Origin of the sequence: Zoogloea oryzae, from assembly GCF_030161255.1 — a bacterium.
In the GTDB taxonomy this organism is placed as follows: Bacteria; Pseudomonadota; Gammaproteobacteria; order Burkholderiales; family Rhodocyclaceae; genus Zoogloea; species Zoogloea oryzae.
This window is the reverse complement of record NZ_BSPX01000021.1, coordinates 24,280-51,230: the sequence shown is the minus strand read 5'-3', so window position 1 is coordinate 51,230 and position 26,951 is coordinate 24,280. Positions and strand designations below refer to the sequence as shown.

Genomic DNA, 26,951 nt, shown 5'->3' with positions numbered 1-26,951 from the left:
TGCTTAACGAGGCAACAGGAAGGCCGTCTTCTCGCGGACCGACACCGTCGGATCGTCCATCGCCTTCACTTCAATATAGACCGTGTTGGAACCCGGCTTGCCCGACTCGGGCGGCACGGCCACCTCGACGGTAACCGACTTGAGCCCGGCCGCATCCACCTCGAAGGGCTTGTCGGGGCTGATCCGGACGCCGTCCAGGCCGCTCACCGACAAGGCGAAGCTGCGGGATTTCTCGGTCATGTTCATCACGTGCAGGTTGTAGACGTTGGCGATCATGCCGTCGTCCACCTCGCGGCTGAGGGTCGAGCGGTCCTTGATCACGTCCACCCGCAGCGTGGAGCGCGTGGCGAGGCCGTAGGCGAAGGCGGTGCAGATCGCCACCAGCACGCCAGCGTAGATCATGATCCGCGGGCGCATCACGTGGCCGAGGATCTCCTTGCTGCCCCAGTGGCGCTTCATGGCGTTTTCGGTGGTGTAGCGGATCAGCCCCTTCGGGTAATCCATCTTTTCCATCACCTGGTCGCAGGCATCGATACAGGCGGCGCAGCCGATGCACTCGTACTGCATGCCGTTGCGGATGTCGATGCCGGTCGGGCACACCTGAACGCAGATCCCGCAATCGACGCAGTCGCCCTTGTTCAGGGTCTTGGGGTCGGCGCCCTTCTTGCGCGCACCGCGGGGTTCGCCGCGTTCCGGGTCGTAGGTGATGACCAGCGTGTCCGGGTCGAACATCACGCCCTGAAAGCGGGCGTACGGGCACATGTACTTGCACACCTGCTCGCGCATCACGCCGGCGAACAGGTAGGTGAAGCCACCGTAGAAGAAGATCCAGAAGAGCTCCCACGGGCCGAAGCTGAAGGTCATCGCCTCATGGACGAGCTCCTTGATCGGGGTGAAGTAGCCCACCAGGGTGAAGCCCGTCCAGAGGGACAGCGCGCCCCAGGCGCCAAACTTGGCCGCCTTGATGCCCAGCTTGCGGGCGCTCATGGGTGCCTGGTCGAGTTTCATGCGCTGGCTGCGGTTGCCTTCGATCTTCTCCTCGATCCACATGAAGATCTCGGTGTACACCGTTTGCGGACAGGCGTAGCCACACCACAGCCGCCCCGCCACCGCGGTGAAGAAGAAGAGTGAATACGCGCTGATGATGAGCAGGATCGCCAGGAAGAACACGTCCTGGGGCCAGAACACCCAGCCGAAGATGTAGAACTTGCGCTCGACCACATCGAGCAGCACGGCCTGCCGACCGTTCCACGGCAGCCAGCACAGGCCGTAGAAGATCAGCTGGGTGGCCCACACGAGAATCCACCGCCAAGTTGCAAAGCGGCCGGTCACCGCTCGGGGATAGACCTTCTGCCTTACCGCATACAGGGTGTCCTCCGCCTCGCTAGCGGCCTTGGCCGACGCGTCGGACTTCTTTTGAGCTAGATTTTCTGGCTGATTCATGATGGCAATGCAAAAGTGTTTGAATGTCTGACTCGAAAACGCCCTGAACCCGCCCCGGGAATCACGCACCGGGCTTTGTTCAACTTCACGACTCCAGTCGCCATACGCAACGGCACAACATCGGGTTCGCCACGGTTCGGACGGGCTGGCATCAGGGTTTGATGCACAAGCGGCGATCCCGTTCGTGGCGGATGATCAACAACCCTGAATCAACATTCGTGCCAGGCAACGGCAGTGCCGGATTTCTTTCTGGATCAGTCACTTGCTCGTGGCAGTCACGACCAGGCTCCGCCAAGCAGGGGATTATGGCAGCCTGTTGGCAGAGATGTGGCACAGCTTGGCAGTAGCGGACCGGTGACCCGTGTCGGTGCCGGCGGCGCACAAGTCTGCCAGGCCGGACACGACGACCGCCAGCTGTCCGCTGGTTTTGTCGAAGTAGGCATTACGAAGCACCGCATTCGTCGCGTCAACCGCCTTTTCGAGCAGGGCCGTCGCACGGGCTTCGAGCCGCACTCAAACCCGTACGCCGGGGGAGAAGCCACCCACGGGCGGGGCGCTGCATCGGCACAAACAAGAATGGGCCGGACCTTTCGATCCAGCCCATTGATTTGCGGCCCGCGAGGGCGCCGGATCAACCGAAGCTGTCGCCCATCAGGGTGTTGAACCAGGTGGTCATCTGGCGGAAGTTGTCGTTGCTGATGGTTGCCGACTCGATGGCCGACGCACCGACCGTGTTGCCGCCGTTGGCAGCGACCACCATCTTGCGGCTTGCGCTGTCGTACTGGTAGACCGCCGTCAGCCACGACGCGGTGTTGCCGGTGATGGGCGAGTAGCAGGCGGAGTTGGCCACCGGCATCGGATCGGGCTGCTGGCCGCCGAGCAGGCGGACGATGGCGTCGGCGCAGATCTTGGCTTCCTGGTTGGCGACGTGCCCCGCCTTGGGCATGCCGCAGCTGGCGGCGTCACCGATGATGTGGATGCCGGCGACCGCGGTCGATTCGTAGCTCAGCACGTCCACCACGCACCAGCGTCCGTCGGCGCTGTTGTTGAGGCCGGCAGCCGCGAGCCAGCCGCCGGGCGCAGAGCCCGTGGCGCGATGGGGCGGGATCGGCGCGACGACCTGCGCGTTGATCGTCTGCGGCGCGCCGACCACATCCAGATAGCGGACCTGTCGGGTGGCGGGGTCGATGCGGATGTCCGTCGCACCCGGCACGTAGGTGATCACGCCGGCGTGGGTCGAGGTGAAGGCGTGGTTGAAGGTTTCCTTCTCGGCCTGGATCGTGGTGTTCTCGTCCAGCACGATCACGCGGGATGCGCTGCCGCGGTAGGTTTTCAGGTAGTCGGCGATCAGGCACGCCCGCTCGTAGGGCCCCGGGGGGCAGCGGTAGGGCGCCTTGGGGATCGTCATCACGAAGGTGCCGTTGCTCATGCCGGCCAGCTGGGTGGCGAGCAGGGTGGTCTGGGGGCCGGCCTGCCAGGCGTGGGGCGTGGTGGTGGCGTAATCGTTCTGGGTGAGGCCGTAGGCGTCCATGAACTCGACGCCGGGCGCGAGCACCAGGCGGTCGTAGGCGAGGCTGGAGCCGTCCGACAGCGTCACCGATTTCGTCGCGGCGTTGATGGCGCTGACCCGGGCCTGCTTGACGGTCACGCCGTACTTGGCCGACAGGCTGGTGTAGGTGTAGCCCAGGGTCGAGATGTTGCGGGAGCCGCTCAGCACCAGGTTGCTCATGATGTTGGAGGTGTAGCGCGGGTTGGGCTCGACCAGCGTGACCTGCACGCCGCTGCCGCCCCACAGGCGCAGGTACTTGGCGACGGTGGCGCCGGCCATGCCACCGCCGACCACCACCACGCGGGCCTTGAGACCGGTGTTGGCGAGGGTGAAGCTGGTGTTGGCGCTGTCCTCGAAGTGGTTGTCGCTGCTGTCTTCGTCGGCGTCGGCAAGGGCGAGGCGGCCGATGCCGCCCAGCAGGCTCGTACCCAGTGCGGCACTGGCCAGCATCACCAGGCGGCGGCGGGAAGGGATGAAATCGTTGGGCATGTCGGTCTCCTGTCCTTACTGCTTGAGGTAGGCGATGATCAGATCGAGCTGGGCGCTGGTGTAGCCCTGGGCGTGGGCGGCCATGATTCCGCCGCGGGCGGGTTTGCCGAGGAACTCCTTCACCTCGCCCGCCTCTCCGCCGCGGATCTTGTCGAAGCCGCCGACGCCCCCCGTGCCGTGGCACTGGAAGCAGTTCGAGGCGAGCAGCCGGCCCTTGGTGCTGGCGGGCTGGGTGAGGGCGGTCGTGCTGCCGCTGGTACGCGTGACGGTATTGACCGCTTCCGACTGACCCGCCTTGTTGGATTTGTCGGTGAGCTTGCGGTAGGCGGCCACCTGCTTGAGCGAATCCAGGCGGCTGGCGGCCTGGGCAAGGTTGTAGTCCTGCCCGTTCTCCATCTCGTTGCGCACCTGATCCATCGCCTGCAGCGTCGCCTTGGCGCTGGTGTGGCCGCCGGGGCTGCGCAGCGCCACATCCACCGCGCTCTCTATGGCGTCGGCCAGCTCCCGGCCGGCGGCGCTCTGCTTCGCGCTCACCCTGGCGACGAGCTCGCCGACCGTGGCGGGGGCGTTCTGGGCGGCGACGACCTGGGCCAGGGCGCGGTAGATGCGCTCCTGGGCGTCGTGGGCCGATTCGCTCCCCTGCACATCCGCCGAGGCGACGAGTTGAACGGCCCGTTGCAGCGCCACCTGGCGGGTGTAGATCACCGGCTGGCTGGCGATGGCGGCGACCGGATCGCTGGCCAGATCCGCGACGCTCAGCCCGAGCACCTGGGCGACCCTGGCCCGCGCCGCATCGGCCGTCATCCCCTGCGCGACGAGCGCATCGACGAGGCTGGTGAGCGGCGAGATCAGCTGGCCGGTCGTCGCGCTGTCGGCGCGGGTCGCGAGCTTGCCGGTGAAGGCGTAGCCGGTGTCCGTGTCGATGCCGCCGGTGGCAATGACCCGCAGGCCGCTGATCGACGCGCCGACGCCAGAGGTATCGAGCACGTAGCGGCCGGCATCGTCGGTCAGGGCGCTGGGCTCACCGGCGTCGATGCTGCCGTTGCCGTTCACGTCCAGGAAGACGGTGGCCCCCTTGAGGTAACCATCAACCGCCGTCCCGGACAGGCTTGTGGACGCCGGGTTGGCAGACGTTGTGCTGCTGCCACCGCCACCGCCTCCACCGCAGGCGGCGAGGGCAAGGGCAAGGCTGCAACTCAGGATTCGCGACCGTGTGGGCCGGCGGGCAGGGAGAGCTGGGTTCATGGTGACTCCTTTCTTCCTCGTGAAATGGACGTGACCAGCCGCCAGACACCGCGCGGGGTGTCCGGTCCAGTCATGCCCGGATGGGCTGTGGAAATGTCAGGGGGGCGCCGCTGCGCCGCGCACCGGGCGCAGCGGCGTGGGGGATGAGGCGCTAGTCCTCGAAGTGGATCTTCCGGGCGATCACCGCGCCGCTTGCCGCGTCGAAGTAGCCCTTGAGTTCGATCTTCCGGCCAGTGGCCAGATTGGCTGCGGTGCCGCCCTCGTAGACCACGCCGGCGCGACTGGCGTCGATCAGTTGGCCTCGCAACCGGAAGCGCAAGGTTGGCGGATCAAAGTCGGTGATGAGCGCGGTGATCTCGAAGGCCTCGTCGCTCGTCGCGTCCTCGTCGCTCACCTCCACCTCCTTGGCGACGAGCACCCCGCCGCTGGCGCGGCCTTCTACCTCGACGCGCCGACCGACGGCAGGCGTGCCGCTGATCGAGGCGCTGGCGGCATCCACGGTCACGCCATCCACCACGAAGCGCGTCGCCGAGAGCATCGTCCCGATGTCTCCCTCGATCTTGGCCTCGCCATCGGCAAGCGACGCCCGGGGCGCACTGCCCAGGGATTCAACCCGCCAGACTCCGCCAGACAAGCCGCTGCTGGCCGAAGCCCGCACGATGACGCCGTTGGCCAGGGTCGGCCGCGCTGCCAGCGGCACGCTCGCGTAGTCAATGGTCACGCCGGCCAGGGTGAAGCGCTGGTTCGCGCTGTCGAACAACTCGACCGGCCCGCGCAGGGTGTAGCGGGTGGCGCTGGTCTTGCGCTCGATGCGGGTCGCGGTATAGCTGCTGCTCGCCGCGTTATAGAAGCCATACACCTCGACCAGATCACCCGGGCGCAGGGCAGCGAGCCCACCCAGGCCATCGGCGAACACCGTGGTGGCCTTGACGCTGACCGTCGCACCCAGCACCACCAGCCGCGCGTTGGTCACGTCGATGCTGGTGACGGGCCCCAGCACGTCGCTGCCAAAGCGGATGCCTGTCGCAACGCCCGTCAGCGCGGTGAAGTCAGCCGTGCCGGAGATCGCGGTGACCATGCCCAGCTTGAGGTCGTCCCGGCTGCGCACGGCGCCGTCTTCATCGGTGACGGTGGCCGTCGTGTCGTCGAAGCGCACGCCGGCGACGATGATCGAACCGAAGCCCGAGATCGGGCCGACGCTGACCGTGCTCGAGATCGTACCGGTCCCGCCCGTTCCCACGCCGGCGATGTCGCCGCCACCCCCGCCGCCGCACGCGGCCAGCAGCACCGACAGGCCCGCAGCAAGCGGCAGACCGACGGCCAGACGATGCAACAGTGTTCTCATTTCTCCGACTCCTCCTGTTTCTGGGGCGGCCGCATGTCTGCGGCGTAGCTGTAGAGCCCGATCCGGACCCTTCTGTCCTGGGCGCGACCCGCTTCGGCATCTGCCTCGATCAACCCTTCGAGCAAGGGCACCGCTTCGCGCATGAGTTGTTTCCATTGGGCAAGCACGAACTGGCGCACCGCCTGCTCGGACTGGACCGAGAGCTCGTCGGCAAAAACGGCCTGCTCGAAATGCGGTGGCTCGCCTTCCGCCAGCACGTTGGCGACGGACGCGGAGAGATGGTCGCCGACGTTATCGCCAAGGAAGCCCAGCATCGGTGCCTGCTCGCCGCTGGGTACGAAAGCGTTGCGCACCAGCCGGACGGTGTCTGCCTCTGCATCGAACTCGGCAACCCCCAGGCGGCACATCTCTTCAAGAAAGCTGCGCGGGTGGACATCCCGCGTCACTGCCTGCGCCAGCGCTTCGAAGCTGAGCGCACCGGGCGTCGAGCTCACGCGCGGAAGAATGCGCGGCAAACCGGATTCGTCGCAGAACGAGGGGTCCGTCATCCAGCGGGCAAACACTTCGCTCGCCAGGGACGGACGCACCTGACGGGCGGTGGTCTCGCGCCGGGTGAGCCGCGTCACTTCACGCCGGTTCAGCCCCGTGGCCACGCTGATGCGACTCACCGCTCGCGCAGGTGAAAGGCCGGGCTGGGCACGCAATGCTTCATCCACAAACGCCTCCTTCAACATCTCTTCCAATGCGCCACACGGCAGGCCGCGCGCCAACGCGAGCTGCGCGATCGGCGCCAGCAAGGCTCGCAATGCATCAGCGAGGGCTGGATCCATCGGCAATTCACCCGCCGAGGAAGTCTGCGGTGGCGTGCTCATCGTTGAACTTTGAACAACATGACTGAATCCCATTCTAAATGTGCAGAATGCACATTTCAAGATTTAGTATCTACTAATACTCAAGATCGTTAATACGACGCATTCTCATGATAAATCGGGCCCCCGCGCGAAGGCGCACGTAGACGATGGAACGCCTCTGCGACGTGTTTGCGTGCGGGGGGTATCTGTTCGGCTCTGCGCAAACAGAGGCACGGGAAGCAGCACTCAGAAACGTGCCGAGGAGGAAGCGCCGCCGGAGGGTGGAGCCGGCGTGGGCACAAAACAAAAATGGGCTAGATCGATTGATCTAACCCATTGATTTGTTGGCGCGCCCGAGACGATTCGAACGTCCGACCCCTGCCTTCGGAGGGCAGTACTCTATCCAGCTGAGCTACGGGCGCGCGGTAAATGGCGGCAACTCGACGTTGCGCGGCGCGCAGGATAACGCGAATCCGCCCCCGAGTCCATGCTTAGCCTGACAGAAGGGGAATACCCTCGCTATAATCAACGCTTTAAATCATTGAGCCCGTTCTCGAGGAATTCAGCATGTCGGATTTTCGTCGTTCTGCCCCCGTCCATTCCTACGCGCGGATCGCGCTTTCCATCGGTGTTGCCGCCCTGGCCACCCAGCTCGTGGGCTGTGGCAAGAAAGCGGCTGTCGACGATGAACTCGCCGCCAAGCTGACCCAGCCGGTCGCTCAAGTCGAACTCCAGGCCGCGCCTGCCGCTGCCCCGGGTAGCCGCAAGGGCGAGGACATCTACGCCTCCGTGTGCGGCGCCTGTCACGAATCCGGCGCTGCCGGTGCCCCCAAGGCGGGCGACAAAGCCGCCTGGGCCCCGCGTCTGGGCATGGGCTTCGATGGCCTAGTCAAGTCTGCCGCTGCCGGCAAGGGCGCCATGCCGCCCAAGGGTGGCGCTGCCGATCTGACCGACAACGAACTCAAGCGCGCCGTGGCCTTCCTGGCCAACAAGGCGGGTGCCGGTTTCAAGGCGCCGGACTGATCTGGTCCCCGGTGCACCCGGCATCGCGCCGGATGCGCCGCCGAAATGAAAAAAGCGCAGACCGAAATCTGCGCTTTTTTGTTGGGTCCCCCGCGAATGCCGTCAGGCTTGCATCCTGAACCGGAGTTCAGGGGGGTCGCTTTCCTTCCGCCTCAGGCACACTCGACTAGGAGCGCGCACACCGGCGGTTTCTTTGGGCCGCGACCCATGTCACGTAGACATTGGTTCAAGGAGTTTAAAGCCTTAACCAACACCGCAGGGGATTAATCAAACCTTTCGAAACCGCGCCCTGAAGGGCGTTCAGAAGAGCTTTTCCTGCTCTGCCAGAACACCGTCGAGGCGACTGTTCATGCGTTCGATTCTACGCTTGAGCGTCGGGATGTCAAACCCGCCGGCACGCTGAAACTGAAGAAATTCGTGCGTGATGTTGAGGGCCGTCATGACGGCCAGCCGCTCGCCGGCCGAGTTGGTCTTGACGGCGAGATCACGCATCTTTTCGTCGAGATAGGCCACCGCGGCAAGCAGGCCGTCCTTCTCTTCGGGCTTGCAGCCGACCCGGTATTCGCGGCCGAGCAGCTTGATGTCGAGTTGTTCCATTCAGGCCTCCAGCCGGACCGGCCAACAGGCGGACCGGCAACGGGTGCGGGGTTTGAGCTCAGGCTTCGGGGATACGGGCGAGCAGCGCCTCGAGGCGGCTGCCGACGAGGCCGAGCTTGTCGTTGAGTTCGCGGTTGGCGGTCTCGAGGGCGTCGACGCGTTCCTGGAGGCTGCGGGCGTCAGCCAGGGCGGCGGCATGCTGGCTGCGCAGACGCGCCTGCTCTTCGGCATGGCGGTTGATCAGCTGTTCGAGTTTCTGTTCGAGCGAGGCGAGTTCTGCATCCATCCGGCGAATGTTAGAGAGGGGCGGGGGAGCGGTCAAGCAAGCCGGGCACGGGCTGGCGGCGAAGGGCGTCGGCGGCGCTGCCGGGGCCGAAACAGTCGGCCAGCCGGGCCAGGTCCATGCTCTGTTCGATGCTGTCGGCGAGGCGGTCGAGATCAGCCTGGCGGCGGGCGGAAAGATCGATCCGCACGGCGTCCGTCACGCCGGCCCAGGCGAGCAGCGCGGCCAGGGCGTCCGGGTGATCGAAGAGGCCGTGGAGGTAGCTGCCGATGATCTGCCCGTCGTCGGAGCGCACGCCGTCAACGCGGCCATCGGCCAGTTGCACGGACGGCGACGCCAGCCCCGGGCCGTGGGTGACGCCCATGTGGATCTCGTAGCCGGTCACCGGCGGATTGCCGGGCAAGGCAAGGGAGCCGGTGACGTTGCCGAGCTGCTTCTCGGTTTCGAGGGTGGTTTCCACGTGCAGCAGACCGAGGCCGGCGACGCTGCCGGGGGCGCCTTCGAGGCCGAGCGGATCGTGCAGCTGGCGGCCGAGCATCTGGTAGCCGCCGCAGATCGCCACCAGCTTGCCGCCGTAGCGCAGGTGGCGGCGGATCGCGGGCTCCCAGCCCTGGGCACGCAGCCAGGCCAGATCGGCCTGCACCGCCTTGGAGCCGGGCAGCACGATCAGGTCGGCCGGCGGGATGGCCTGTCCGGGCCCGACCCAGCTGAAATCCACCTGCGGGTGCAGGCGCAGGGCGTCGAGGTCGGTGTGGTTGGAGATGCGCGGATAGACCGGCGCGACAACGCGCAGCCGTGCCTCGCCCTTCTCGGCGCGGGCGTCGGCCAGCGCGTCCTCGGCATCCAGGAACAGGCCGTGCAGGTAGGGCAGCACCCCCAGCACCGGACGCCCGGTGCGCGCCTCCAGCCAGTCGAGGCCGGATTGCAGCAGGCCGATGTCGCCGCGGAAGCGGTTGATGACGAAGCCCTTGACCCGCGCCTGCTCGCTGGGCGACAGCAGCTCCAGCGTGCCCACCAGATGGGCGAAGACGCCGCCCCGGTCGATGTCGGCGACGAGGATCACCGGGCAATCCACCACCTCGGCGAAGCCCATGTTGGCGATGTCGCGGTCACGCAGGTTGATCTCGGCGGGGCTGCCGGCGCCTTCGACGAGCACGGTGTCGTACTGCGCACACAGGCGGTCGTGGCTTTCGAGCACGGCGGCCATCGCCCGGGGCTTGTAGTCGTGGTAATCCCGCGCCGACAGGTTGGCCACGGCGCGGCCGTGGATGATGACCTGGGCGCCGATGTCGGTGGAGGGCTTGAGCAGCACCGGGTTCATGTCGGTGTGGGGCTCGAGCCCGGCGGCGATCGCCTGCAGGGCCTGGGCCCGGCCGATCTCGCCGCCATCGACGGTGACCGCCGAGTTGAGCGCCATGTTCTGGGGCTTGAACGGCACCACCGACACGCCCCGGCGCGCCAGCAGGCGGGCCAGGCCGGCGACGAGGGTGCTCTTGCCGGCATCGGACGTGGTGCCTTGAACCATCAGGGTGCGGGCTTGACGCATGTTTTACAATGGGATGGCACAAAAGCCGCCGATTATCCCATGTCCGCCCTGCACCTCACCGTCCTGTTCTCCGTTGCCGTCCCGATGGGCCTCGGTCTGCTCCTCGACCGCATCTTCGGCGAGCCCTCCCATCACCACCCGCTGGTCGGCTTCGGGCGTTACGCCGCGGCCGTCGAACGGCTGATCCGACGCGTTGCCGACGGGCGTGGCGCCGGCCTGCTGGCGTGGAGTGTGGCGGTGCTGCCGTGGGTCGCGCTGGCCGGCTCGCTGAAGGAGGCCGACGCCTGGCTGGGGCTGGCGATCGACGTGGGCCTGCTGTATTTCGCGGTCGGCGGCCGCAGCCTCGCCGAGCACGCCCGGGCGGTGGGCACGCCCCTGGCGGCGGGTGATCTGGCCGGCGCCCGTCAGCGTCTGTCGTGGATCGTGTCGCGGGACACCGCCGAGCTCGACGAAGCCGGCGTCGCCAAGGCCACCGTCGAGTCGGTGCTCGAAAACGGCAACGACGCGATCTTCGGCGCGCTGTTCTGGTTTGCCCTGCTGGGCGGCCCGGGCGCACTGATGTTCCGCCTCGCCAACACGCTCGACGCCATGTGGGGCTACCGCAACGAGCGCTACCTGCGCTTCGGCTGGGCCGCCGCGCGCATCGACGACGTGCTCAACTTCATCCCGGCGCGCCTCACCGCCCTCAGCTACGCGCTGCTCGGCCACACCGCCGCGGCCCTGCGCTGCTGGCGCACCCAGGCACCCAGCTGGGACAGCCCCAACGCCGGCCCGGTGATGGCCTCCGGTGCAGGTGCGCTGCACGTGAGCCTGGGCGGCCCGGCGGTGTATCACGGCCACCTGGAAACCCGCCCGACCCTCGGCACCGGCGCCCCGGCCCGGGCCGCCGACATCGACAAGGCGGTGGCGCTGGTCCACAACAGCGTGTGGCTGTGGCTGATGGCCATCGCCGCGATCAATGTGCTGATCCATGCTTGAGCACGGCGGCCGCCTGCGCGTTGCCGCGCGCCGCTTCGGGATTCCCCTGGCCGACTGGGTCGATCTGTCCACCGGCATCAACCCGCAGCCCTACCCGGTTCCGGCGTTGGCGCCGGAAGTCTGGCAGCGCCTGCCCGAGACCGACGACGGCCTCGAAGCCGCCGCCGCCTGCTATTACGGCAACCCGCTGCTGCTGCCGGTAGCGGGCTCCCAGGCGGCGATCCAGGCCCTGCCGGCGTGCTTTCCCCCCGGCCGGGTGGTGACCCTGGCGCCCACCTACGCCGAACACCCCCATGCCTGGCGCGGCCACGACGTGCGCGCACTGCCCGCAAACGCCATCGACGCCGCCGTGGACGCCGCCGACACCCTCCTCCTCGTCCAGCCCAACAACCCGGACGGCCAGCGCTTTGACCGCGATCAGCTGCTCGGCTGGCACGCGCGGCTTGCGGCGCACGGCGGCCGGCTGATCGTCGACGAGGCCTTCTTCGACGCCGAACCGGGCGACAGCCTGGTGCCACTGGCCAACCAGCCGGGGTTGATCGTGCTGCGCTCGGTGGGCAAGTTCTTCGGCCTGGCGGGCGCCCGGGTGGGCTTCGTGTTTGCCGAATCGGCGCTGCTCGACGCCCTCGCGGAACGTCTCGGCCCCTGGGCAGTCTCAGCCCCGGCCCGGGTGGTGACCACGGCTGCCTTGGCAGATACCGCCTGGCAGAACATGGCGCGGCGCCAGCTCAATGACGCCAGCCAGCGCCTGTCCGCGCTGCTGAACAGCCACGGCCTGGCCGGCGGCAGCGGGACCGCGCTTTTCCAGTGGCGCCCGCATGCTGAAGCCGAAGCAATCCACACCCGCTTGGCCGAACAAGGCATCCTGACCCGCCTGTTCGACGCCCCCGCCGGCCTGCGCTTCGGGCTGCCCGGAGCCGAAGCCGAGTGGACGCGCCTCGACGCCGCCCTCGAACGACTGAACCTGACCTGACCCGCACCCATGCGCCGCCTGATCCTCGCCCCGCTCATCGCCCTCGCCTGCGCCGCCGCACCGGCCCGCGCCGCCATCGACATCACCGACGACCAGGGCACGCCCGTGCACCTGGACAAACCTGCCGCCCGCATCGTCAGCCTCGCGCCCCACATCACCGAGCTGCTCTTCGCCGCCGGCGCGGGCGACAAGGTGGTGGGCGCAGTGCAGTACAGCGACTACCCCGAAGCCGCGAAGAAGATCCCCCGCGTGGGCGGCTACACCTCCATCGACATGGAAAAGGTGGCCGCCCTCAAGCCCGATCTGGTGATCGCCTGGAAGAGCGGCAACCGCGATGCCCACCTGGGCAAGCTGCGCGCGCTGGGCATTCCGGTGTTCATCAACGAGCCGCGCAAGATCGACGACGTGGCGAAGAGCCTCGCCCAGATCGGCAAGCTCGCCGGCACCGAAGCCGCCGGCGCCGCTGCGGCCGAAGCCTTCCGCAAGCGCCACGCGGCCCTCGCTGCCCGCTATTCGTCGCGGCCGCCGGTGCGCGTCTTTTACGAAGCCTGGAACCGCCCGCTGATGACCGTGAACGGCGAACACCTGATCGCCGACGTGATCCGCCTGTGCGGCGGCGACAACGTCTTCGCCAAGCTGCCCATGCTGGCCCCGACCATCGACGTGGAGGCCGTGCTGGCCGCCTCGCCGGAAGCCATCGTCGCCAGCGGCATGGGCGAGGCCCGCCCCGAATGGCTGGACGACTGGCGCCAATGGACCAAACTGCCGGCCGTGGCCAAGGGGAACCTGTTCTACATCCCGCCCGACCGCATCCAGCGCCACACCCCGCGCATCCTCGACGGCGCCGAACGGCTGTGCGGCCAGCTCGAAGAAGCCCGCGCCCGGAGATGATCCCCCGCCGCCTCGCCGCTCTCGTCCTGGTTGGCGCCAGCTTCGGCGCCATCGCCGCCGACAGCGGCCCGCTGCCCGGTGAGATCGTCACCCGCATCGGCCAGGTTGCCGCCATCCCCGCCGACCAGCGCAAGGTGCCGGGTTTTGCCGGCGCCTGGCGGCCCGCCGCGGCCCAGGACAAGGTCGTCGAGCGCATCGCCGCCCTCGCCGCCCGGGCCACACCCGCGTGTCGTGACATCCACGTGACCGCCACCCGCCAGGCCTCGCCGGATCTCATCGAAACCCGCCCCGTGCGGGTGCATCACGCGCTGGAGCGCTGGACCGCCGACCTCTGCGGAACGCCCCGCGACTACGACGTGTGGTACCGCTACGAGCCGAATGCCTCGCGGCTGGTGGTGACCGAGAGCGCCACCGACGATTTCCAGGCCGAACTCGATCCGCCCCTGCGCCGCCTGCGCGAACTGGCCGCCCAGCGCCGCACCGAAGAGTCCGCCGGCGGGGTGCGCTGGCTCAACCTGCCGCTGCCGCCCGACACCGTGCCGGCCACCACGCAAGCCGCCCCTGCCGGCAAACCCGGCCCGTGGAGCGCCGATTTCGTGCCGCTTGGCGAATCGATCCGCGAATGGACCCAGCTGGTGTCGGTGCAAGGCCTGCCGCGCATCGCCGGCAGCGGCCAGGCCCGGGCGCTGCTCGAAGGCATGCAGGCCGCCCGTGCGCGCGCCTGCGACGTGCCGGCTGGCCCGGTCGTCCCCGTGCAGGCCGGCGACAAGGCCGAGGGCGAAACCCTCAAGACCGTGCTCGTCTGCCCCCAGGTGCCGGGCACCAACTTTGCCGAGATGGCCGTCATCAAGGCGATCGAAGGGCCCGACCAGATCTACCTGATCCAGCGCACCTGGCGCCTGCCCGCCGGCGATGCCGACAAGGTGCGCGCCGACAGCCGCGAGGCCCAGGCCACCGCCGACGCCTTCATCGACAAGGTACGGCTGTGCAACCCCGCCACCGACACCCGCGCCTGTCCGGCGCCCTTCCCCCGCTGACCCCAACCGTCGCAACCATGGCCCGCCTCCCCGAACGCATCGTCTGCCTCTCCACTGAAACCGTCGAAGCCCTGTACCTGCTGGGCGCCGAAGACCGCATCGTCGGCATCTCCGGCTTCACCACTCACCCGCCGCGGGCGCGCAAGGAAAAGCCCAAGGTGAGCGGCTTCAGCAGCGCCAAGGTGGAACGCATCCTGGCCGTCGAGCCGGATCTGGTGCTGGCGTTCTCGGATCTGCAAGGTGACATCGCTCGCGACCTGATCAAGGCCGGCGTGGCGGTGTATGTCTTCAACCACCGCAGCGTGGAGGGCATCCTGGCGATGGTCGAGACGCTGGGCCGGCTGGTCGGGCGGGAGGCTATCGCGCTGGATCTGGTCGCCGATCTGGAACGCACCATCGCCACCGCGCGGGCGCAAGGCGAGGCCCGTGCGGCCCGGCTCGGGCGCCGGCCGCGGGTCTATTTTGAAGAATGGAACGAACCGCTGATCACCGGCATCCGCTGGGTGTCGGAGCTGATCGGCATCGCTGGCGGAGAAGACTGTTTTGGCGAGCTGTCGATCCACCACTCGGCGAAGGAGCGCATCCTCGCCGACCCGGCGGTGGTCATCCCCCGCGCGCCGGACATCATCATCGGATCGTGGTGCGGCAAGCACTTCCAGCCCACCCACGTGACCAGCCGGCCCGGCTGGGACACCATCCCCGCGGTACGCGACGAACGCGTCTTCGAGATCAAGTCGGCCACCCTGCTGGCGCCGGGCGTCGCCGCCATCCGCGAGGGCCTGCCGGCCATCGGGCGCTGCCTGGACAGCCTGCTGTAAAGCCGCAGTCTAGCTGCGCCGCACGCCCACGACCTTCTGGTAGAGCCCGCCGAAGAGCGTTTCCTTGTGCCACTCGAACCCCGCCGTCTCGGGCACCAGGGTTTCGATGGATTCGGCCAACAGCGAATTGGCGAACGGCTCAAGATAGCGGAAAACCATCGCCATCACCGGCCGCAGCGGATGCCACCAGCGCGGCTGGTGATAATCCACGAAAACGATCTTGCCGCCCGGCTCCACGGCCTCAAGCAGGTTGGAGACGATCGCCCGCCGCACCGGCGCGGGCACTTCGTGGAGCAGGAAGAAACAGCACACCGCATCGAAGCCCACGCCCAGCGGCTCCGTCAGATCGGCCACCTGAGCCCGGGCATTGGGCCAGCCCAGCAGCTTGCGGCGGGTATTGGCCACCTGGATCGGCGCGACGTCGACCACGTTGAGCTGGCCATCCGACCCGAGCCGGCGGGCCATCCGCACCGAAAAATCACCATACACTGCCGCCGCCTGCAGCACCCGCTGACCCGGCGAAAACTCGGCGACAGCCGAATCCATCAGACGCCCGGCATTCCCCCACAGGATGGTGGACACCACCGCAGGCTGATCCAGCCATCGAACCGATCGTCGATCGAGATAGGCCCAGGTGTAGGTGTCGCGGAGGTAGGCGGGAACTGGCGAAGACGATGGATTGGGCATCAATCAGGAAAGTCGGACGACATCTGTCATCCGTCAGAAGCGCTCTGGGAGCAAACAGTGAAACGATACCAGCAAGTTTGGGGGGCAGGGTATCGGCGTCATCGAGTCACGACGGAGTCGGCTCCGTCGGCCTCGGAGATCGCGGTCTCGAGGCGTGCTACGGACTACTTTGTGAATCGCTGAAGCTGATCCATGCCCCGATTGTTCTGCTTCTGGATTTGCTCGGTCAGCTTGCGCTCCGGTGTGCCGGGATCCCGGGGCCCGGACGACTCGATCCTCCGCTGCCGCGCCAGCATCTCCAACTCGGCGTCGGTGGGGATGGGAGATCCAGGGGGCTGGCAGGCGTAAGCCTTGGGGTATTCCTTGCAGAAGGGGCTGTTGAGGCGGCGGTCGACACTGCGCAGTGAGCGCACAGAATCCGACGTGCACGCGGGATGTTGGGATAATGCAGCAGTCTTGCAACTAAATGAATTTCCCGCTTTTTTTCGAATCCTATTCCTTCCATGCATCTATTTGACTCTATTACCTCGACAACACTCATCGAGGCATTCCAGTAAATGGAATGATAACCACACTCTAGCATCGCCATCTGGACCTCAACAGTTGATACGCCGTTCTTCCACCACAACTCGTAATCATAAGAACTAGGCTTATCAATACCTGTAATTACGCATCCAGAAAAAAATAGTATCGAAATAAGACTAATTACTTTCACTTACCACCCGTTTTACCGTAACTGACGTTGGAAACGTCATTCCCCAGTAATCACGGCACGCTTCGCTCCCGCGCTCATAGCAATTATGTACGGTATCTTTTCCCTTAAACATGTACAACCAATCTGCCAACTTTGTCCAGCCTTCGCGGGTTGTTCCGCCGGTGCTCGGATTACCCCCAAGATAGATGCCTAAGAGATCATCCATGTGCGTTCTCATTTCCACTCGACCGCCTCCAACGCTCAAGGAACTCAGCATATCGTCCGCCTTTTTTTGCGTTGTAAGCGGGCCCAAAAAATTTGAGATTTGTCGCTGTGGTTATCTTCTACGAAGACTTCGTAGCCATCAATGCTTCAAGCGCATTACCCACCTCGTTATACATAACTCAAACGTCCTGCCCTACGATACCGGCCTGACACGGGGAGAGAGGCGGCAGGATGAGCTGGGCGGCGGAAGAGTTTCGGGAGATCGATCTGGGCGACCGGCGGCTGAACCGACGAGCGGTGCTGCTGGCCGAGCGGCTGGCAGCCAAGCCGGAGGCGAGCTTACCGGGCGCCTGCGGGGGCTGGGCGGAGACGATGGCGGCCTACCGGTTCTTCCAGCACGAGAAGCTCGACTGGCGTGACCTGATGGCGCCGCACTGGCGCAGCGCCGAAGCGCGGATGCGCCCCTGTCCGGTGGTGCTGTGTCTGGCGGATACGACCGAGCTGGATTTCAACGGGCAGGCGATGGCGGGCCTGGGGCCGCTGTCGTACGAGGCCCAGCGCGGGATGTACCTGCATGCAACCTACGCGGTGACGCCGGATCGGGAGCCACTGGGCGTGCTTGATGCGTGGATGTGGGCGCGCGAGCCGAAGGACGCGAAGACGGGCAGCCGGCCCGGCGTGAAGGAGAGCGTGCGCTGGATCGAAGGCTACGAACGGATCGCCGAGCTGGCGGCCGGGTTGCCGCAGACGCGGCTGGTGTTCGTGGCGGACCGCGAATCGGACATCCTGGCGCTGATGCAGCGGGCCCACGCCCTGGCGCATCCGGCCGACTGGCTGGTGCGCGCGCAGCACAACCGCACCTTGCCCGGCGGGCAGAGGCTGTGGGCGGCGAGCACCGTGGGCGAACCGCTCGGGGGCGTGTGCTTCGCGCTGCCCGCCCGGCCGGGGCAGGCGGCGCGGCTCGTGCGCCAGGCGGTCTGGGTGAGCACGATCGAACTGCCGGACGGACGAGATGGCCTGCTGTCCGTCATCTGCGTGGTGGCCCGCGAACTGTCGCCGCCGGCAGGCGTGAAGCCAGTCGAATGGCGCCTGCTGACCAACCGGACAGTGGCCGGGCTGGAAGCGGCGATTGAGCTTATCGACTGGTACCGCGCCCGGTGGGAAATCGAGCAATACTGGAATGTGGTGAAGAACGGCTGCCGTGTTGAGGCGCTGCAACTGGGCACGGTCGAGCGGCTGGAGCGAGCGCGGGCGCTGTTCCTGATCGTCGCCTGGCGCATCGCGCGGTTGATGCGCCTGGGGCGAACGGACCCGGAGCTGGACGCCTCGCTGCTCTTCGAGCGCGACGAATGGATCGCCGCCTACGCGCTCAACAAGAAGAAGCCGCCCGCCCAGCCGCCCACGCTCAACGAAGTGGTGCGTCTGGTGGCCATGTGCGGGGGATTCCTCGGCCGCAAAAGTGACGGTGAGCCCGGTGCCAAGACCCTCTGGCTGGGCCTTCAGGCGGTCATGCAGTTTGCCGAGGGGATCCGCTTCGCCCGCGAAAATCATGTCGGGTAAGTTGTGTATAACGAGGTGCGCATTACCCACAGTCATCCCACCGCGACTATGACCCGATACATCCAGACCATCGTTTCCATATTGATTCATCAGATCAACCGTCTTCTGGGCAGCGTTAGTCAATCCAAAAAAGTCGTTATCCAAGACTTTCATGTACCCGGAAATCATGAACTCAGAAATGGTGTTGTCTGACTGCGGAAAATAAATTAAGTATTGAGGCCCTCGGTACTCCGCAGAGTTCTGAAGCGCATTTTTCGACGCATCTTCCAGCGTATTGAAAATCCCGTTGTTTGACACATGAACTTTACCGTCATCTCCCTTTTCGAGACTTAACCAGTAGTGCTCAGGGTTCCCGTGATCTAAGAGTTATGAGCAGGAGCGGCAGCGCTCGCAATGACGGCTCCGTTGAGTGCAGTATGAGCGCCGACCAGGATATCGAAGCCCCCCGCCCCTGCGCGTACCGCGGTCTGCTCATTCACACCGAGATAATCACTGTTGCTCGTACTGCGCGCAAAGCTGGCCGAGACGGTGCTTGTCGCGGGACCATAGATGGCGATGCTTGCGGAAACCACGATGTTTCGCTGGACAGAACGGCTGGTCGACCAATCCTGCAGGCTCGAGAGAGTGAGATCCCGCCCAGCCGACATGGAGATGTGCGGCGCATCGACCGTTGCGCCGGCCAGTTCAGTATCCCGACCTGACTGCACGTAAACAGCCTGCCCGCCGGTCAGATGGGAATTCGGGTACGCAACGCTCTCGGCATTTCCCTTTCCCATGTTTGCCGCAAGATCGAGCGTGACGCCGGGACTCTTCTTCCCGGCGTTTGCAGAGACACCAACCGAGTAGCCGCTGCTCGAGTTCTGGCTCTGGTTGATCTGCGTATCCTGACTGGCGGCAAGCTTTACGTCACGAGCAGCCGAAAGGCCGACAGCGCCCGCGGCATCGACTCGGCTTCCGCGGATGGAAATGTCCTCGTTGCGCGCCACAAGTGCGATGCTCTGCTCTGATTTGACGCTGCTGCCCGCCGATGTGTTGCTGATGCTATGGGCACTGCTGTCCGAGCGGTTGCTGCTGAAACTGACGCTGAGTCGGCCGCTGAACACCCGGTGCGGCCGGATCGGCAACGATCTGCGCATGAAGCGATGGAGCCCAGATCATCCCACCCGACAAGAGCAGCATTTCCACACCCGCTGCCGTCCCCACCGACCCACCTTGCCCTGACGACTCTCCGGATTTGACATCACGCCGGGCAACCTCGCCAACGGCCATCAACATGCCGCGGACCTTGTTGAAAACGATGCGGTAACAGAGCTTGTTCATGGCAGGCGCTGACTCGAGTCTCTGGAGATGGGGCCCTACGGGCCCGGTGGATCGAGGAAGGGCGCCCGAAGTGAGTCCAAGATTGCGCCCCCCGCCCGATGACTCCCGGGCGAGCGACTCATGAAGGTCACAGCAGGCGGATGAAGATGACGATCGGCCAGGACTCCCCCGTCAGCTCGACTCATCCGGTGCCGGCCAGAGCCGGGCTACCAGCTCCAGCCGAGGGTGAAACCCATGAGCCCTTCCGGGCTGGCAAAGCCCCGCGGTCGCGACAAGGGCGCACCCGCAAAGACGTCATAGGTGACGGACGCGATGTACCCCCTCACGCCAATCACCCCACCGGCCAGGCGACGCCCGATCAGGTGGGTGGTACTTCGTCCGCTGACTGCGCCGACGTCGGCGCCGAGATAGAGCTCCGCGCCGGTATCCCTCAGCGAAAGTGCAAGATCGTTGCGCCACAGCCAGCCCCGATCGCCGGTCAGGAGCATCTCGCCATCAAAGCCGCGCACTGTGTAACGCCCACCGATGGCAAAGCGGTCCTGCGGCACGAGCGGGCCGTCGCTGCGCTGCAGCCGACCCGCCGCGAGATAACGGAACCCCAGATCACCCAGCCGAAACGGCACCCCGAGTTGTACCCCGACAGTCCAGATGCCCGCACGCGCACTGCCTTCCCCAAAAGGCTCTTCAGGCGACGGCAATGCACCGAAAGCACCAGTCCCGCGACGATTGGCAAGATCGAGATCGACGGAGGCGCTGCCAAGGAACGCACGATGACTGAGTCCCGCCTCCCAGCCAGCCGTCCGGCGACGTTGAACGAGTATCTCGGTGTCATCAATGTAGTTGTTTGACTGTCGAACCCACGCCTTGAGGTAGCCGCTCGTCTTGCTCGCCGCATCGCGGTGGAAGAGTCGGGTCAGACGAAGTTCTCCGTTCTCGGACTCACCCCCATAGCGATACGTTTGCGTGGCGCCCGCAACGGCCTGATGGTAAGTCGTACCGCTGGCCGTCGCCCCGAGTAGCCAGTAGCCCACCGGTACAGAGTAATGCGTCGTGTATCCCCGGGTGCCCCGGCTACCAGCGACCCCACCGCCCAGGTCGTGGTTAAGGCTGATATAGGCAAGGTCATTCAGACCGAGTCCGTTGTCGATCGACAGGGTGAACGAACCAATGAACCTGCCCGTGGCCTTGGTGCCACTGTCATCCAGCCCGAGGTTGACACGCGCCCACCGCTCCTGACGCCAGTCCAGAACAAGATCAGACTCGCCAGGCCGGGCCTGATCATCCCGGGGCGGCAAGATCTGGATGTCTGCGTCCGCCGTGGGCACCCGCCTGAGGTTTTCAAGCCCCTGCTCGATGTCGCGCAAGTTGAGAAGATTACCGGCTTCCAGCGGCAATGCTGCGCGAAGACCAACGGAGAGATCCTTACCGTCTGCCGTGCGAATCTCCCGGATGCGGCCTGGAACGAGCGTAAGCGTCAGCACACCTGAGTTCAGATCCTGGGGCCCTGCAACGATCCGGCTCGTCACAAAGCCGCGTGAGATCAGCCGGTTCTGCAAGCGAGTCATCACCTGATTGATCGCCCCGGAACCCAGACACCGCCCCGTAGCGGGACCCTCCGGCCGGTCGATCGCCGCAAGTACCCATGAAAAATCAGCGCTGCCACCCACCAGATCAATGCGCTGAATCAGAAAGCACGGGGTCTCACCCTGTACCAGTGGCTGGTCATCGGCTCGAACAGCCCGCTCAAGCCTGACGTCAGGCGCTCGTTCCAGCAGCTCGCGGAGGTGACGCTCGCGGTCCTGCTGGCGCAAAAGCTCGTCCGTCGGCGACTGCGCATGAGCGCCGACCAGCGCCAAACTGCACGTGACAACAGCACTGATGTATCGAATCAGGGAGCACCAATGTTGCAGAGCCAATCCTGAGCGTTGAAGGATTGATGAAGGCATGAATGTACCCAACAGCATCTCTGGCAACGCACAAACCCTGTTGTGTCTCGCGATGCCGAAGCACTATTGAAAATTTGATTTGATTGACTGTCATTATATTCAGTACACATACCAATAATCAAGCGTCAGCTATCCTGATTAGATTAAGCTGCCCATCAGGCATTACCGGGTGATGGCTTTTTGCTCTACACAGGTGATGTCCGAGCACCTGTCGTGCGTCGACCAAAGCCCGTGAAACCTCGGCTACATCGACGCGACGGCAGCCATTTCCAATGCCAGACACCTCCCACGCCTGTCTGCAAGCCCGCAGAGGAATGATTTGCGCGAGTTGCACAACGCCCTGCGTAGCATGCTGCGTGCGAGTTGCGCGTGACGAACTCTTTCCGACGATCCTCAACAGCTGATGCAAGGGCATCTTCAGGCGCTGGTTCCGGCGACCTGTCCCGGACAACCTGCACATGCTGTTGCGCGCGGCGAAAGGGCACGCCCGAGCCACCGAGGACCTCCCCTGGCTCGTGGGGTGTCAATGAAGGCGAGGGAAATGATGCCGCTCACGCTGGTGTTCGTCTCAATCTGCCGGACTTGCTCCGGTGGCGATGAGCGCGGCGCGTGCAGCGCCGATGAGGTTCTGGACATCGATGTGTCGCCCAACGAACCGACCTACCGGCTGCAGAGAATGTGGGGCGCTTGAACGTGGGGGCGCTCTGCACGGAACCTTCGACCACGCAACCGCGGCTTGAGGTCGATCAGCGGATTCAAGTTGAGGGAGAGGCGCCTGCGGTCGCTATCAACGCTAAGACAACATCAGGTCCTGGCGAATCTCCTAAACCTCGTCAGAGCCTTTGCAGCGGAAATCGGCCCTGTGCTCTATCAGACGGGCTGCGGAACGCTGGAAGCCAGACGAGAGCCTCGAAGACTCAAACAATCGCACGGAACTACCTCGTTTCGACGCATTTCAGCCCGCAGGACAGGCTCGACAAGCCCGACCGGCCGACTGATTTCAAGCATTTCGCCATCATCGGACACGAGCGACCTATTGGGAGGAAGACGGGTTATGCAGCACAAAAAGTAAAAGGGGCAGCCCTTCCGGACTGCCCCTTTTTACATTACCGATACTCGTCGCTATCAGTGACCGCGCTTCTTCAGGCGGTTGATCGCAGCGATTTGCGCCAATGCAGACGCCAGTTCGGATTGAGCCTTTGCATACTCGAGGGCGGAACCCTGATTCTGCAGCGCCTCTTCCGCCAGCCGCTTGGCATCAAGCGCCTTCGCTTCGTCCAGATCCTTACCGCGGATGGCGGTGTCCGCCAGCACGGTCACCAGATTCGGCTGAACTTCCAGCAGCCCACCGGCCACGAAAATCAGTTCCTCTTCCGGCTGGTTCTGAACCTTGACGCGTACGGCACCCGGCTTGACGCGGGTCATCAGCGGCATGTGGCCAGGCAGAATACCCAGCTCGCCGGATTCACCGGGGAGAGCTACGAACTCAGCCAGACCCGAGAAGATCAACTCTTCCGCGCTGACGATGTCGACATGAATGGTCATTGCCACAGCTTTATCCTCCTCAAACCGGCGGTACCGTCAGGCACCGCCGGGCGATGGTCGCATTGATCAGAGGGTCTTCGCTTTTTCGAAGACTTCTTCGATCGGGCCGACCATGTAGAAGGCCTGCTCGGGCAGGTGGTCAACTTCACCGCTGAGGATCGTCTTGAAGCCCTTGATCGTTTCCTTCAGGGGGACGTACTTGCCGGGGGAGCCGGTAAACACTTCCGCCACGAAGAACGGCTGGGACAGGAAACGCTGGATCTTACGAGCGCGGGAAACAAGCAGCTTGTCTTCCGGCGCCAGTTCGTCCATACCCAGAATCGCGATGATGTCGCGCAGTTCCTTGTAACGCTGAAGGGTCTGCTGAACACCACGAGCGGTGCTGTAGTGCTCTTCGCCCACGACCAGCGGATCGAGCTGGCGGGAGGTGGAGTCGAGCGGATCCACAGCCGGGTAGATACCCAGGGAAGCGATGTCACGCGACAGCACGACGGTCGAATCCAGGTGGAGGAAGGTGGTTGCAGGCGACGGGTCGGTCAAGTCATCCGCAGGCACATACACGGCCTGGATGGAGGTGATCGAGCCCACCTTGGTGGAGGTGATACGCTCCTGCAGACGGCCCATTTCTTCGGCCAGCGTCGGCTGGTAACCCACCGCAGACGGCATACGACCCAGCAGCGCGGACACTTCGGTACCGGCCAGGGTGTAACGGTAGATGTTATCCACGAAGAACAGGATGTCACGACCTTCGTCACGGAAGCGCTCGGCCATGGTCAGGCCGGTCAGCGCAACGCGCAGACGGTTGCCGGGGGGCTCGTTCATCTGACCGAACACCATCGCAACCTTGTCGAGAACGTTGGAGTCCTTCATTTCGTGGTAGAAGTCGTTGCCCTCACGGGTACGCTCGCCCACGCCAGCAAACACCGACAGACCGCTGTGCTGCTTGGCGATGTTGTTGATGAGCTCCATCATGTTCACGGTCTTGCCCACACCGGCGCCACCGAACAGACCGACCTTACCGCCCTTGGCGAACGGGCAGATCAGATCGATAACCTTGATGCCGGTTTCGAGCAGATCCACGGACGGGGACAGCTCGTCGAACTTCGGGGCCTTCTGGTGAATGACCCGACGCTCGTCACACTGGATCGGACCGGCTTCGTCGATCGGACGACCCAGCACATCCATGATGCGGCCCAGGGTACCGTGGCCAACCGGCACGGCAATACCCTTGCCGGTATTCGAAACTTGCATGCCACGACGCAGGCCGTCCGAAGACCCCAGCGCAATGGTACGCACAACGCCGTCGCCCAGTTGCTGCTGAACTTCGAGAACCAGTTCAGCACCTTCCAGGGTAAGGGCGTCGTAAATCTTGGGCATCGCGTCGCGCGGGAACTGCACATCCACCACGGCGCCGATGCATTGAACGATCGTTCCTTGACTCATCGTCGTTTCCCCAAACTTGTTAAAGCGTTACACCGCGGCTGCGCCGCCGACAATTTCAGACAGTTCCTTGGTGATCGCGGCCTGACGGGTCTTGTTGTAGACCAGTTGGAGTTCGCCGATCACGCTTCCTGCGTTGTCGGAGGCTGCCTTCATCGCCACCATCCGGGCACTCTGTTCGGACGCCATGTTCTCGGCGACGGCCTGGTACACCAGCGCTTCGACATAGCGCACCAGGAGTTCGTCGATCACCACCTGCGCATCCGGCTCGTAGAGGTAGTCCCAGTTCCCTTCCGGGGTACCGAGACGCTCGCCGGTCAGCGGGAGAAGCTGCTCAAGCTGAGGTTCCTGCTTCATCGTGTTGATGAAGCGGGAGTAAACAATGTGCACTTCATCCAGCTCGCCATTCTGGAACGCATCGATCATGACCTTGACGGGCCCGATCAGCTTTTCCAGGTGGGGAGTGTCCCCGAGCTGGGTGACATGCGAGACCACCTTGGCACCCAGACGCTGCATGAAACCCAGCCCCTTGTTACCGATGGCGGTCACGCGAATGTCGGTGACTCCATTGCTTTCCCAATCCTTGAGCGCGTTCAACCCGACACGCAAGGTGTTGGTGTTGAGGCCACCGCACAGACCCTTGTCGGTCGTGACGACGATGAGCCCCACACGCTTGGCATTGTCCTTCTTGACGAGGAACGGATGCTTGTAGTCGGTGATGTTGGCTGCAGACAGATTCGCGGCGAGACGGCGGATCTTCTCGGCGTAGGGACGGGCAGCCCGCATGCGGTCTTGAGCCTTCCGCATCTTGGACGCTGCCACCATCTCCATGGCTTTGGTGATCTTTTTAGTGTTCTGGACACTCTTGATCTTGTTACGGATCTCTTTACCGCTAGCCATATTGCTCTCCGTATGCCCGCGTTAAGCCCAGCTCTTCTTGAACTCTTCGATGACAGCAGCGAGCTGCTTGGCACCGTCGGCGTCGAGATCCTTGGTGGTTTCGATCTTGGTAACCAGATCGGCGGCCTTGGTCTTGACGTACTGGTGCATCGCGGCTTCGCAGGCCAGGGCACGCTTGACATCGACATCGTCGAAAGCGCCCTTGTCGACCGCGAACAGCGTGATCGCCATTTCCGAAACCTTGAGCGGAGCGTACTGCTGCTGCTTCATCAGTTCGGTAACGAGACGGCCGCGCTCGAGCTGCTTGCGGGTGGCTTCGTCCAGGTCGGAAGCGAACTGCGCAAACGCAGCCAGCTCACGGTACTGGGCCAGTGCCAGACGCACACCGCCGCCGAGCTTCTTGATGACCTTGGTCTGAGCAGCACCACCGACGCGGGACACCGAGATACCGGCGTTGATGGCGGGGCGGATACCAGCGTTGAAGAGGTCGGTTTCCAGGAAGATCTGGCCGTCGGTAATCGAGATCACGTTGGTCGGAACGAACGCGGAAACGTCGCCGGCCTGGGTTTCGATCACGGGCAGAGCGGTCAGCGAACCGGTCTTGCCCTTGACTTCACCCTTCGTGAATTGCTCGACGTAGTCTTCGGACACGCGGGCAGCGCGTTCGAGCAAACGGGAGTGCAGGTAGAACACGTCGCCGGGGTAGGCTTCACGGCCAGGCGGACGACGCAGCAGCAGGGAAACCTGACGGTAGGCCCAGGCTTGCTTGGTCAGATCGTCATAAATGATCAGAGCGTCTTGACCGCGGTCGCGGAAGTATTCGCCCATGGTGCAGCCGGAGTACGGGGCGATGTACTGCATCGCGGCGGACTCGGAAGCGGTCGCGGCGACGACGATGGTGTATTCCATCGCGCCGTGCTCTTCGAGCTTGCGAACCACGTTGGCGATGGTCGAAGCCTTCTGACCGACCGCAACGTAGATACACACCATGTTTTCGCCCTTTTGGTTGATGATCGCATCAACCGCAACGGCAGTCTTACCGGTCTGACGGTCGCCGATGATCAGCTCGCGCTGGCCACGACCGACGGGGACCATGGCGTCAACCGACTTGAGGCCGGTCTGCACCGGCTGGGACACCGATTTACGCCAGATCACGCCCGGAGCAACCTTTTCGATCGGCTCGGACAGCTTGGCGTTAACCGGGCCCTTGCCGTCGATCGGCTGGCCCAGGGAGTTAACAACACGACCGATCAGCTCGGGGCCGACCGGAACTTCAAGAATACGACCGGTGCACTTGACGGTGTCACCTTCGGAGATGCCTTCGTATTCGCCCAGAACCACAGCGCCGACGGAGTCGCGCTCGAGGTTCATCGCGAGGCCGAAAACGTTGCCGGGGAATTCCAGCATTTCGCCCTGCATGGCATCGGACAGGCCGTGGATACGGCAGATACCGTCAGTCACCGACACCACGGTACCTTCGGTACGGGCATTCGCCGACAGTTGCAGGTTCTGAATCCGACTCTTGATCAGGTCACTGATTTCAGAGGGGTTAAGTTGCATAGCTTA

The 26,951-nt window shown here is 64.7% G+C and carries 25 protein-coding genes, 1 tRNA gene and 1 other RNA gene; 8 read left to right on the top strand and 19 right to left on the bottom strand.

Features of this window, described 5'->3' with window-relative positions:
- Nucleotides 1-3 precede the first annotated feature (3 nt).
- The 7 genes from ccoG to QQK25_RS08890 all read right to left on the bottom strand — a co-directional run bounded on the left by ccoG (nt 4) and on the right by QQK25_RS08890 (nt 7,344).
- Entirely contained in the window at nt 4-1,443 is a 1,440-nt protein-coding gene (gene ccoG / locus QQK25_RS08920; protein ID WP_284187597.1) for a cytochrome c oxidase accessory protein CcoG, read from the bottom strand.
- Nucleotides 1,444-1,746: 303 nt separating this feature from the next.
- On the bottom strand, nt 1,747-1,956 hold the full coding sequence (locus tag QQK25_RS08915) for a hypothetical protein (protein ID WP_284187596.1): 210 nt from the start codon (nt 1,954-1,956) through the stop codon (nt 1,747-1,749).
- A gap of 118 nt (nt 1,957-2,074) precedes the next feature.
- Nucleotides 2,075-3,481 carry an FAD-dependent oxidoreductase gene (locus tag QQK25_RS08910; protein ID WP_284187595.1) on the bottom strand — a complete coding sequence of 469 codons (1,407 nt, stop codon included), beginning with the start codon at nt 3,479-3,481 and terminating at the stop codon, nt 2,075-2,077.
- A 15-nt stretch (nt 3,482-3,496) separates the two neighbouring features.
- Entirely contained in the window at nt 3,497-4,726 is a 1,230-nt protein-coding gene (locus tag QQK25_RS08905) for a c-type cytochrome (RefSeq protein WP_284187594.1), read from the bottom strand.
- A 151-nt stretch (nt 4,727-4,877) separates the two neighbouring features.
- On the bottom strand, nt 4,878-6,071 hold the full coding sequence (locus QQK25_RS08900; RefSeq protein WP_284187593.1) for a DUF5666 domain-containing protein: 1,194 nt from the start codon (nt 6,069-6,071) through the stop codon (nt 4,878-4,880).
- Complete coding sequence (locus QQK25_RS08895; protein ID WP_284187592.1) at nt 6,068-6,901, bottom strand: DUF6502 family protein; 834 nt, start codon at nt 6,899-6,901, stop codon at nt 6,068-6,070. Before QQK25_RS08895 ends, QQK25_RS08900 begins: the two co-directional genes overlap by 4 nt.
- A gap of 366 nt (nt 6,902-7,267) precedes the next feature.
- Nucleotides 7,268-7,344 (bottom strand) — tRNA-Arg (locus QQK25_RS08890).
- A gap of 145 nt (nt 7,345-7,489) precedes the next feature.
- On the opposite strand from QQK25_RS08890, the gene QQK25_RS08885 reads away from it, so the two are divergent.
- Nucleotides 7,490-7,945, top strand: a complete 456-nt coding sequence (locus QQK25_RS08885) for a c-type cytochrome (RefSeq protein WP_153163591.1) — start codon at nt 7,490-7,492, stop codon at nt 7,943-7,945.
- An 83-nt stretch (nt 7,946-8,028) separates the two neighbouring features.
- On the opposite strand, the gene ssrS is transcribed toward QQK25_RS08885, so the two are convergent.
- The 4 genes from ssrS to QQK25_RS08865 form a co-directional block, all read right to left on the bottom strand.
- A non-coding RNA gene (gene ssrS / locus QQK25_RS08880) (6S RNA) lies at nt 8,029-8,210 on the bottom strand.
- A gap of 35 nt (nt 8,211-8,245) precedes the next feature.
- On the bottom strand, nt 8,246-8,542 hold the full coding sequence (locus QQK25_RS08875; RefSeq protein WP_153163592.1) for a cell division protein ZapA: 297 nt from the start codon (nt 8,540-8,542) through the stop codon (nt 8,246-8,248).
- Nucleotides 8,543-8,600: 58 nt separating this feature from the next.
- A complete protein-coding gene (locus QQK25_RS08870) occupies nt 8,601-8,828 on the bottom strand; it encodes a hypothetical protein (protein ID WP_284187591.1) in 228 nt (75 codons plus the stop codon).
- Between the two features lie 10 nt (nt 8,829-8,838).
- Complete coding sequence (locus tag QQK25_RS08865; RefSeq protein ID WP_284187590.1) at nt 8,839-10,371, bottom strand: cobyric acid synthase; 1,533 nt, start codon at nt 10,369-10,371, stop codon at nt 8,839-8,841.
- Nucleotides 10,372-10,410: 39 nt separating this feature from the next.
- Here QQK25_RS08865 and cbiB point away from each other — a divergent pair, with 39 nt between their 5' ends.
- From cbiB to QQK25_RS08840, 5 genes are read left to right on the top strand one after another with little or no spacing between them, the layout of a single operon-like run.
- Complete coding sequence (cbiB, locus tag QQK25_RS08860) at nt 10,411-11,349, top strand: adenosylcobinamide-phosphate synthase CbiB (protein WP_153163595.1); 939 nt, start codon at nt 10,411-10,413, stop codon at nt 11,347-11,349.
- Nucleotides 11,342-12,322 carry a threonine-phosphate decarboxylase CobD gene (cobD, locus tag QQK25_RS08855; protein ID WP_284187589.1) on the top strand — a complete coding sequence of 327 codons (981 nt, stop codon included), beginning with the start codon at nt 11,342-11,344 and terminating at the stop codon, nt 12,320-12,322. The genes cbiB and cobD overlap by 8 nt, the downstream gene beginning before the upstream one ends.
- Nucleotides 12,323-12,331: 9 nt before the next feature.
- A complete protein-coding gene (locus QQK25_RS08850; protein ID WP_284187588.1) occupies nt 12,332-13,213 on the top strand; it encodes a cobalamin-binding protein in 882 nt (293 codons plus the stop codon).
- Nucleotides 13,210-14,250, top strand: a complete 1,041-nt coding sequence (locus tag QQK25_RS08845; RefSeq protein WP_284187587.1) for a hypothetical protein — start codon at nt 13,210-13,212, stop codon at nt 14,248-14,250. Before QQK25_RS08850 ends, QQK25_RS08845 begins: the two co-directional genes overlap by 4 nt.
- Nucleotides 14,251-14,267: 17 nt before the next feature.
- On the top strand, nt 14,268-15,068 hold the full coding sequence (locus tag QQK25_RS08840) for a cobalamin-binding protein (protein ID WP_284187586.1): 801 nt from the start codon (nt 14,268-14,270) through the stop codon (nt 15,066-15,068).
- 9 nt (nt 15,069-15,077) lie between these two features.
- Here QQK25_RS08840 and rquA read toward each other — a convergent pair whose 3' ends face one another.
- Entirely contained in the window at nt 15,078-15,755 is a 678-nt protein-coding gene (gene rquA, locus QQK25_RS08835; protein WP_284187606.1) for a rhodoquinone biosynthesis methyltransferase RquA, read from the bottom strand.
- A gap of 1,150 nt (nt 15,756-16,905) precedes the next feature.
- Between rquA and QQK25_RS08830 the strand changes: the two genes are divergently transcribed.
- Nucleotides 16,906-18,234, top strand: coding sequence for an IS4 family transposase (locus QQK25_RS08830; protein ID WP_284187585.1), 1,329 nt, complete (start codon nt 16,906-16,908; stop codon nt 18,232-18,234).
- Between the two features lie 359 nt (nt 18,235-18,593).
- On the opposite strand, the gene QQK25_RS08825 is transcribed toward QQK25_RS08830, so the two are convergent.
- The 3 genes from QQK25_RS08825 to QQK25_RS08820 all read right to left on the bottom strand — a co-directional run bounded on the left by QQK25_RS08825 (nt 18,594) and on the right by QQK25_RS08820 (nt 21,500).
- Nucleotides 18,594-19,370, bottom strand: coding sequence for a hemagglutinin repeat-containing protein (locus tag QQK25_RS08825; RefSeq protein WP_284187584.1), 777 nt, complete (start codon nt 19,368-19,370; stop codon nt 18,594-18,596).
- Nucleotides 19,276-19,554 carry an ESPR domain-containing protein gene (locus tag QQK25_RS23635; protein ID WP_368736553.1) on the bottom strand — a complete coding sequence of 93 codons (279 nt, stop codon included), beginning with the start codon at nt 19,552-19,554 and terminating at the stop codon, nt 19,276-19,278. The genes QQK25_RS08825 and QQK25_RS23635 overlap by 95 nt, the downstream gene beginning before the upstream one ends.
- A 206-nt stretch (nt 19,555-19,760) precedes the next feature.
- Nucleotides 19,761-21,500: a ShlB/FhaC/HecB family hemolysin secretion/activation protein gene (locus tag QQK25_RS08820; RefSeq protein WP_284187583.1), complete on the bottom strand. Its 1,740-nt coding sequence runs from the start codon at nt 21,498-21,500 to the stop codon at nt 19,761-19,763.
- A gap of 541 nt (nt 21,501-22,041) precedes the next feature.
- Here QQK25_RS08820 and QQK25_RS08815 point away from each other — a divergent pair.
- Nucleotides 22,042-22,191 carry a hypothetical protein gene (locus QQK25_RS08815; RefSeq protein WP_284187582.1) on the top strand — a complete coding sequence of 50 codons (150 nt, stop codon included), beginning with the start codon at nt 22,042-22,044 and terminating at the stop codon, nt 22,189-22,191.
- A 434-nt stretch (nt 22,192-22,625) separates the two neighbouring features.
- On the opposite strand, the gene QQK25_RS08810 is transcribed toward QQK25_RS08815, so the two are convergent.
- The 4 genes from QQK25_RS08810 to atpA are packed head-to-tail and all read right to left on the bottom strand — an operon-like array spanning nt 22,626 to nt 26,945.
- A complete protein-coding gene (locus tag QQK25_RS08810; protein WP_153162347.1) occupies nt 22,626-23,051 on the bottom strand; it encodes a F0F1 ATP synthase subunit epsilon in 426 nt (141 codons plus the stop codon).
- A gap of 60 nt (nt 23,052-23,111) precedes the next feature.
- Complete coding sequence (gene atpD, locus QQK25_RS08805) at nt 23,112-24,488, bottom strand: F0F1 ATP synthase subunit beta (RefSeq protein ID WP_153162346.1); 1,377 nt, start codon at nt 24,486-24,488, stop codon at nt 23,112-23,114.
- A 27-nt stretch (nt 24,489-24,515) separates the two neighbouring features.
- Nucleotides 24,516-25,385, bottom strand: a complete 870-nt coding sequence (gene atpG / locus QQK25_RS08800) for a F0F1 ATP synthase subunit gamma (protein ID WP_153162345.1) — start codon at nt 25,383-25,385, stop codon at nt 24,516-24,518.
- 21 nt (nt 25,386-25,406) lie between these two features.
- Nucleotides 25,407-26,945 (bottom strand): F0F1 ATP synthase subunit alpha, encoded by a 1,539-nt coding sequence (atpA, locus tag QQK25_RS08795; RefSeq protein ID WP_153162344.1) that lies wholly within the window; start codon nt 26,943-26,945, stop codon nt 25,407-25,409.
- Nucleotides 26,946-26,951: the final 6 nt, after the last annotated feature.

Bases quoted from the DNA above. Each gene is read 5' to 3' on its own strand.
- QQK25_RS08900 (WP_284187593.1), bottom strand. From the start codon at position 6,071: ATGAGAACACTGTTGCATCGTCTGGCCGTCGGTCTGCCGCTTGCTGCG.
- atpG (WP_153162345.1), bottom strand. From the start codon at position 25,385: ATGGCTAGCGGTAAAGAGATCCGTAACAAGATCAAGAGTGTCCAGAAC.
- QQK25_RS08895 (WP_284187592.1), bottom strand. From the start codon at position 6,901: ATGGATCCAGCCCTCGCTGATGCATTGCGAGCCTTGCTGGCGCCGATC.
- atpA (WP_153162344.1), bottom strand. From the start codon at position 26,945: ATGCAACTTAACCCCTCTGAAATCAGTGACCTGATCAAGAGTCGGATT.
- QQK25_RS08840 (WP_284187586.1), top strand. From the start codon at position 14,268: ATGGCCCGCCTCCCCGAACGCATCGTCTGCCTCTCCACTGAAACCGTC.
- QQK25_RS08850 (WP_284187588.1), top strand. From the start codon at position 12,332: ATGCGCCGCCTGATCCTCGCCCCGCTCATCGCCCTCGCCTGCGCCGCC.
- cobD (WP_284187589.1), top strand. From the start codon at position 11,342: ATGCTTGAGCACGGCGGCCGCCTGCGCGTTGCCGCGCGCCGCTTCGGG.
- QQK25_RS08885 (WP_153163591.1), top strand. From the start codon at position 7,490: ATGTCGGATTTTCGTCGTTCTGCCCCCGTCCATTCCTACGCGCGGATC.
- QQK25_RS08820 (WP_284187583.1), bottom strand. From the start codon at position 21,500: ATGCCTTCATCAATCCTTCAACGCTCAGGATTGGCTCTGCAACATTGG.
- QQK25_RS08870 (WP_284187591.1), bottom strand. From the start codon at position 8,828: ATGGATGCAGAACTCGCCTCGCTCGAACAGAAACTCGAACAGCTGATC.
- atpD (WP_153162346.1), bottom strand. From the start codon at position 24,488: ATGAGTCAAGGAACGATCGTTCAATGCATCGGCGCCGTGGTGGATGTG.
- QQK25_RS08910 (WP_284187595.1), bottom strand. From the start codon at position 3,481: ATGCCCAACGATTTCATCCCTTCCCGCCGCCGCCTGGTGATGCTGGCC.
- QQK25_RS23635 (WP_368736553.1), bottom strand. From the start codon at position 19,554: ATGAACAAGCTCTGTTACCGCATCGTTTTCAACAAGGTCCGCGGCATG.
- QQK25_RS08845 (WP_284187587.1), top strand. From the start codon at position 13,210: ATGATCCCCCGCCGCCTCGCCGCTCTCGTCCTGGTTGGCGCCAGCTTC.
- QQK25_RS08830 (WP_284187585.1), top strand. From the start codon at position 16,906: ATGAGCTGGGCGGCGGAAGAGTTTCGGGAGATCGATCTGGGCGACCGG.
- QQK25_RS08875 (WP_153163592.1), bottom strand. From the start codon at position 8,542: ATGGAACAACTCGACATCAAGCTGCTCGGCCGCGAATACCGGGTCGGC.
- rquA (WP_284187606.1), bottom strand. From the start codon at position 15,755: ATGCCCAATCCATCGTCTTCGCCAGTTCCCGCCTACCTCCGCGACACC.
- QQK25_RS08815 (WP_284187582.1), top strand. From the start codon at position 22,042: ATGATGCCGCTCACGCTGGTGTTCGTCTCAATCTGCCGGACTTGCTCC.
- ccoG (WP_284187597.1), bottom strand. From the start codon at position 1,443: ATGAATCAGCCAGAAAATCTAGCTCAAAAGAAGTCCGACGCGTCGGCC.
- cbiB (WP_153163595.1), top strand. From the start codon at position 10,411: ATGTCCGCCCTGCACCTCACCGTCCTGTTCTCCGTTGCCGTCCCGATG.
- QQK25_RS08865 (WP_284187590.1), bottom strand. From the start codon at position 10,371: ATGCGTCAAGCCCGCACCCTGATGGTTCAAGGCACCACGTCCGATGCC.
- QQK25_RS08905 (WP_284187594.1), bottom strand. From the start codon at position 4,726: ATGAACCCAGCTCTCCCTGCCCGCCGGCCCACACGGTCGCGAATCCTG.
- QQK25_RS08825 (WP_284187584.1), bottom strand. From the start codon at position 19,370: ATGCGCAGATCGTTGCCGATCCGGCCGCACCGGGTGTTCAGCGGCCGA.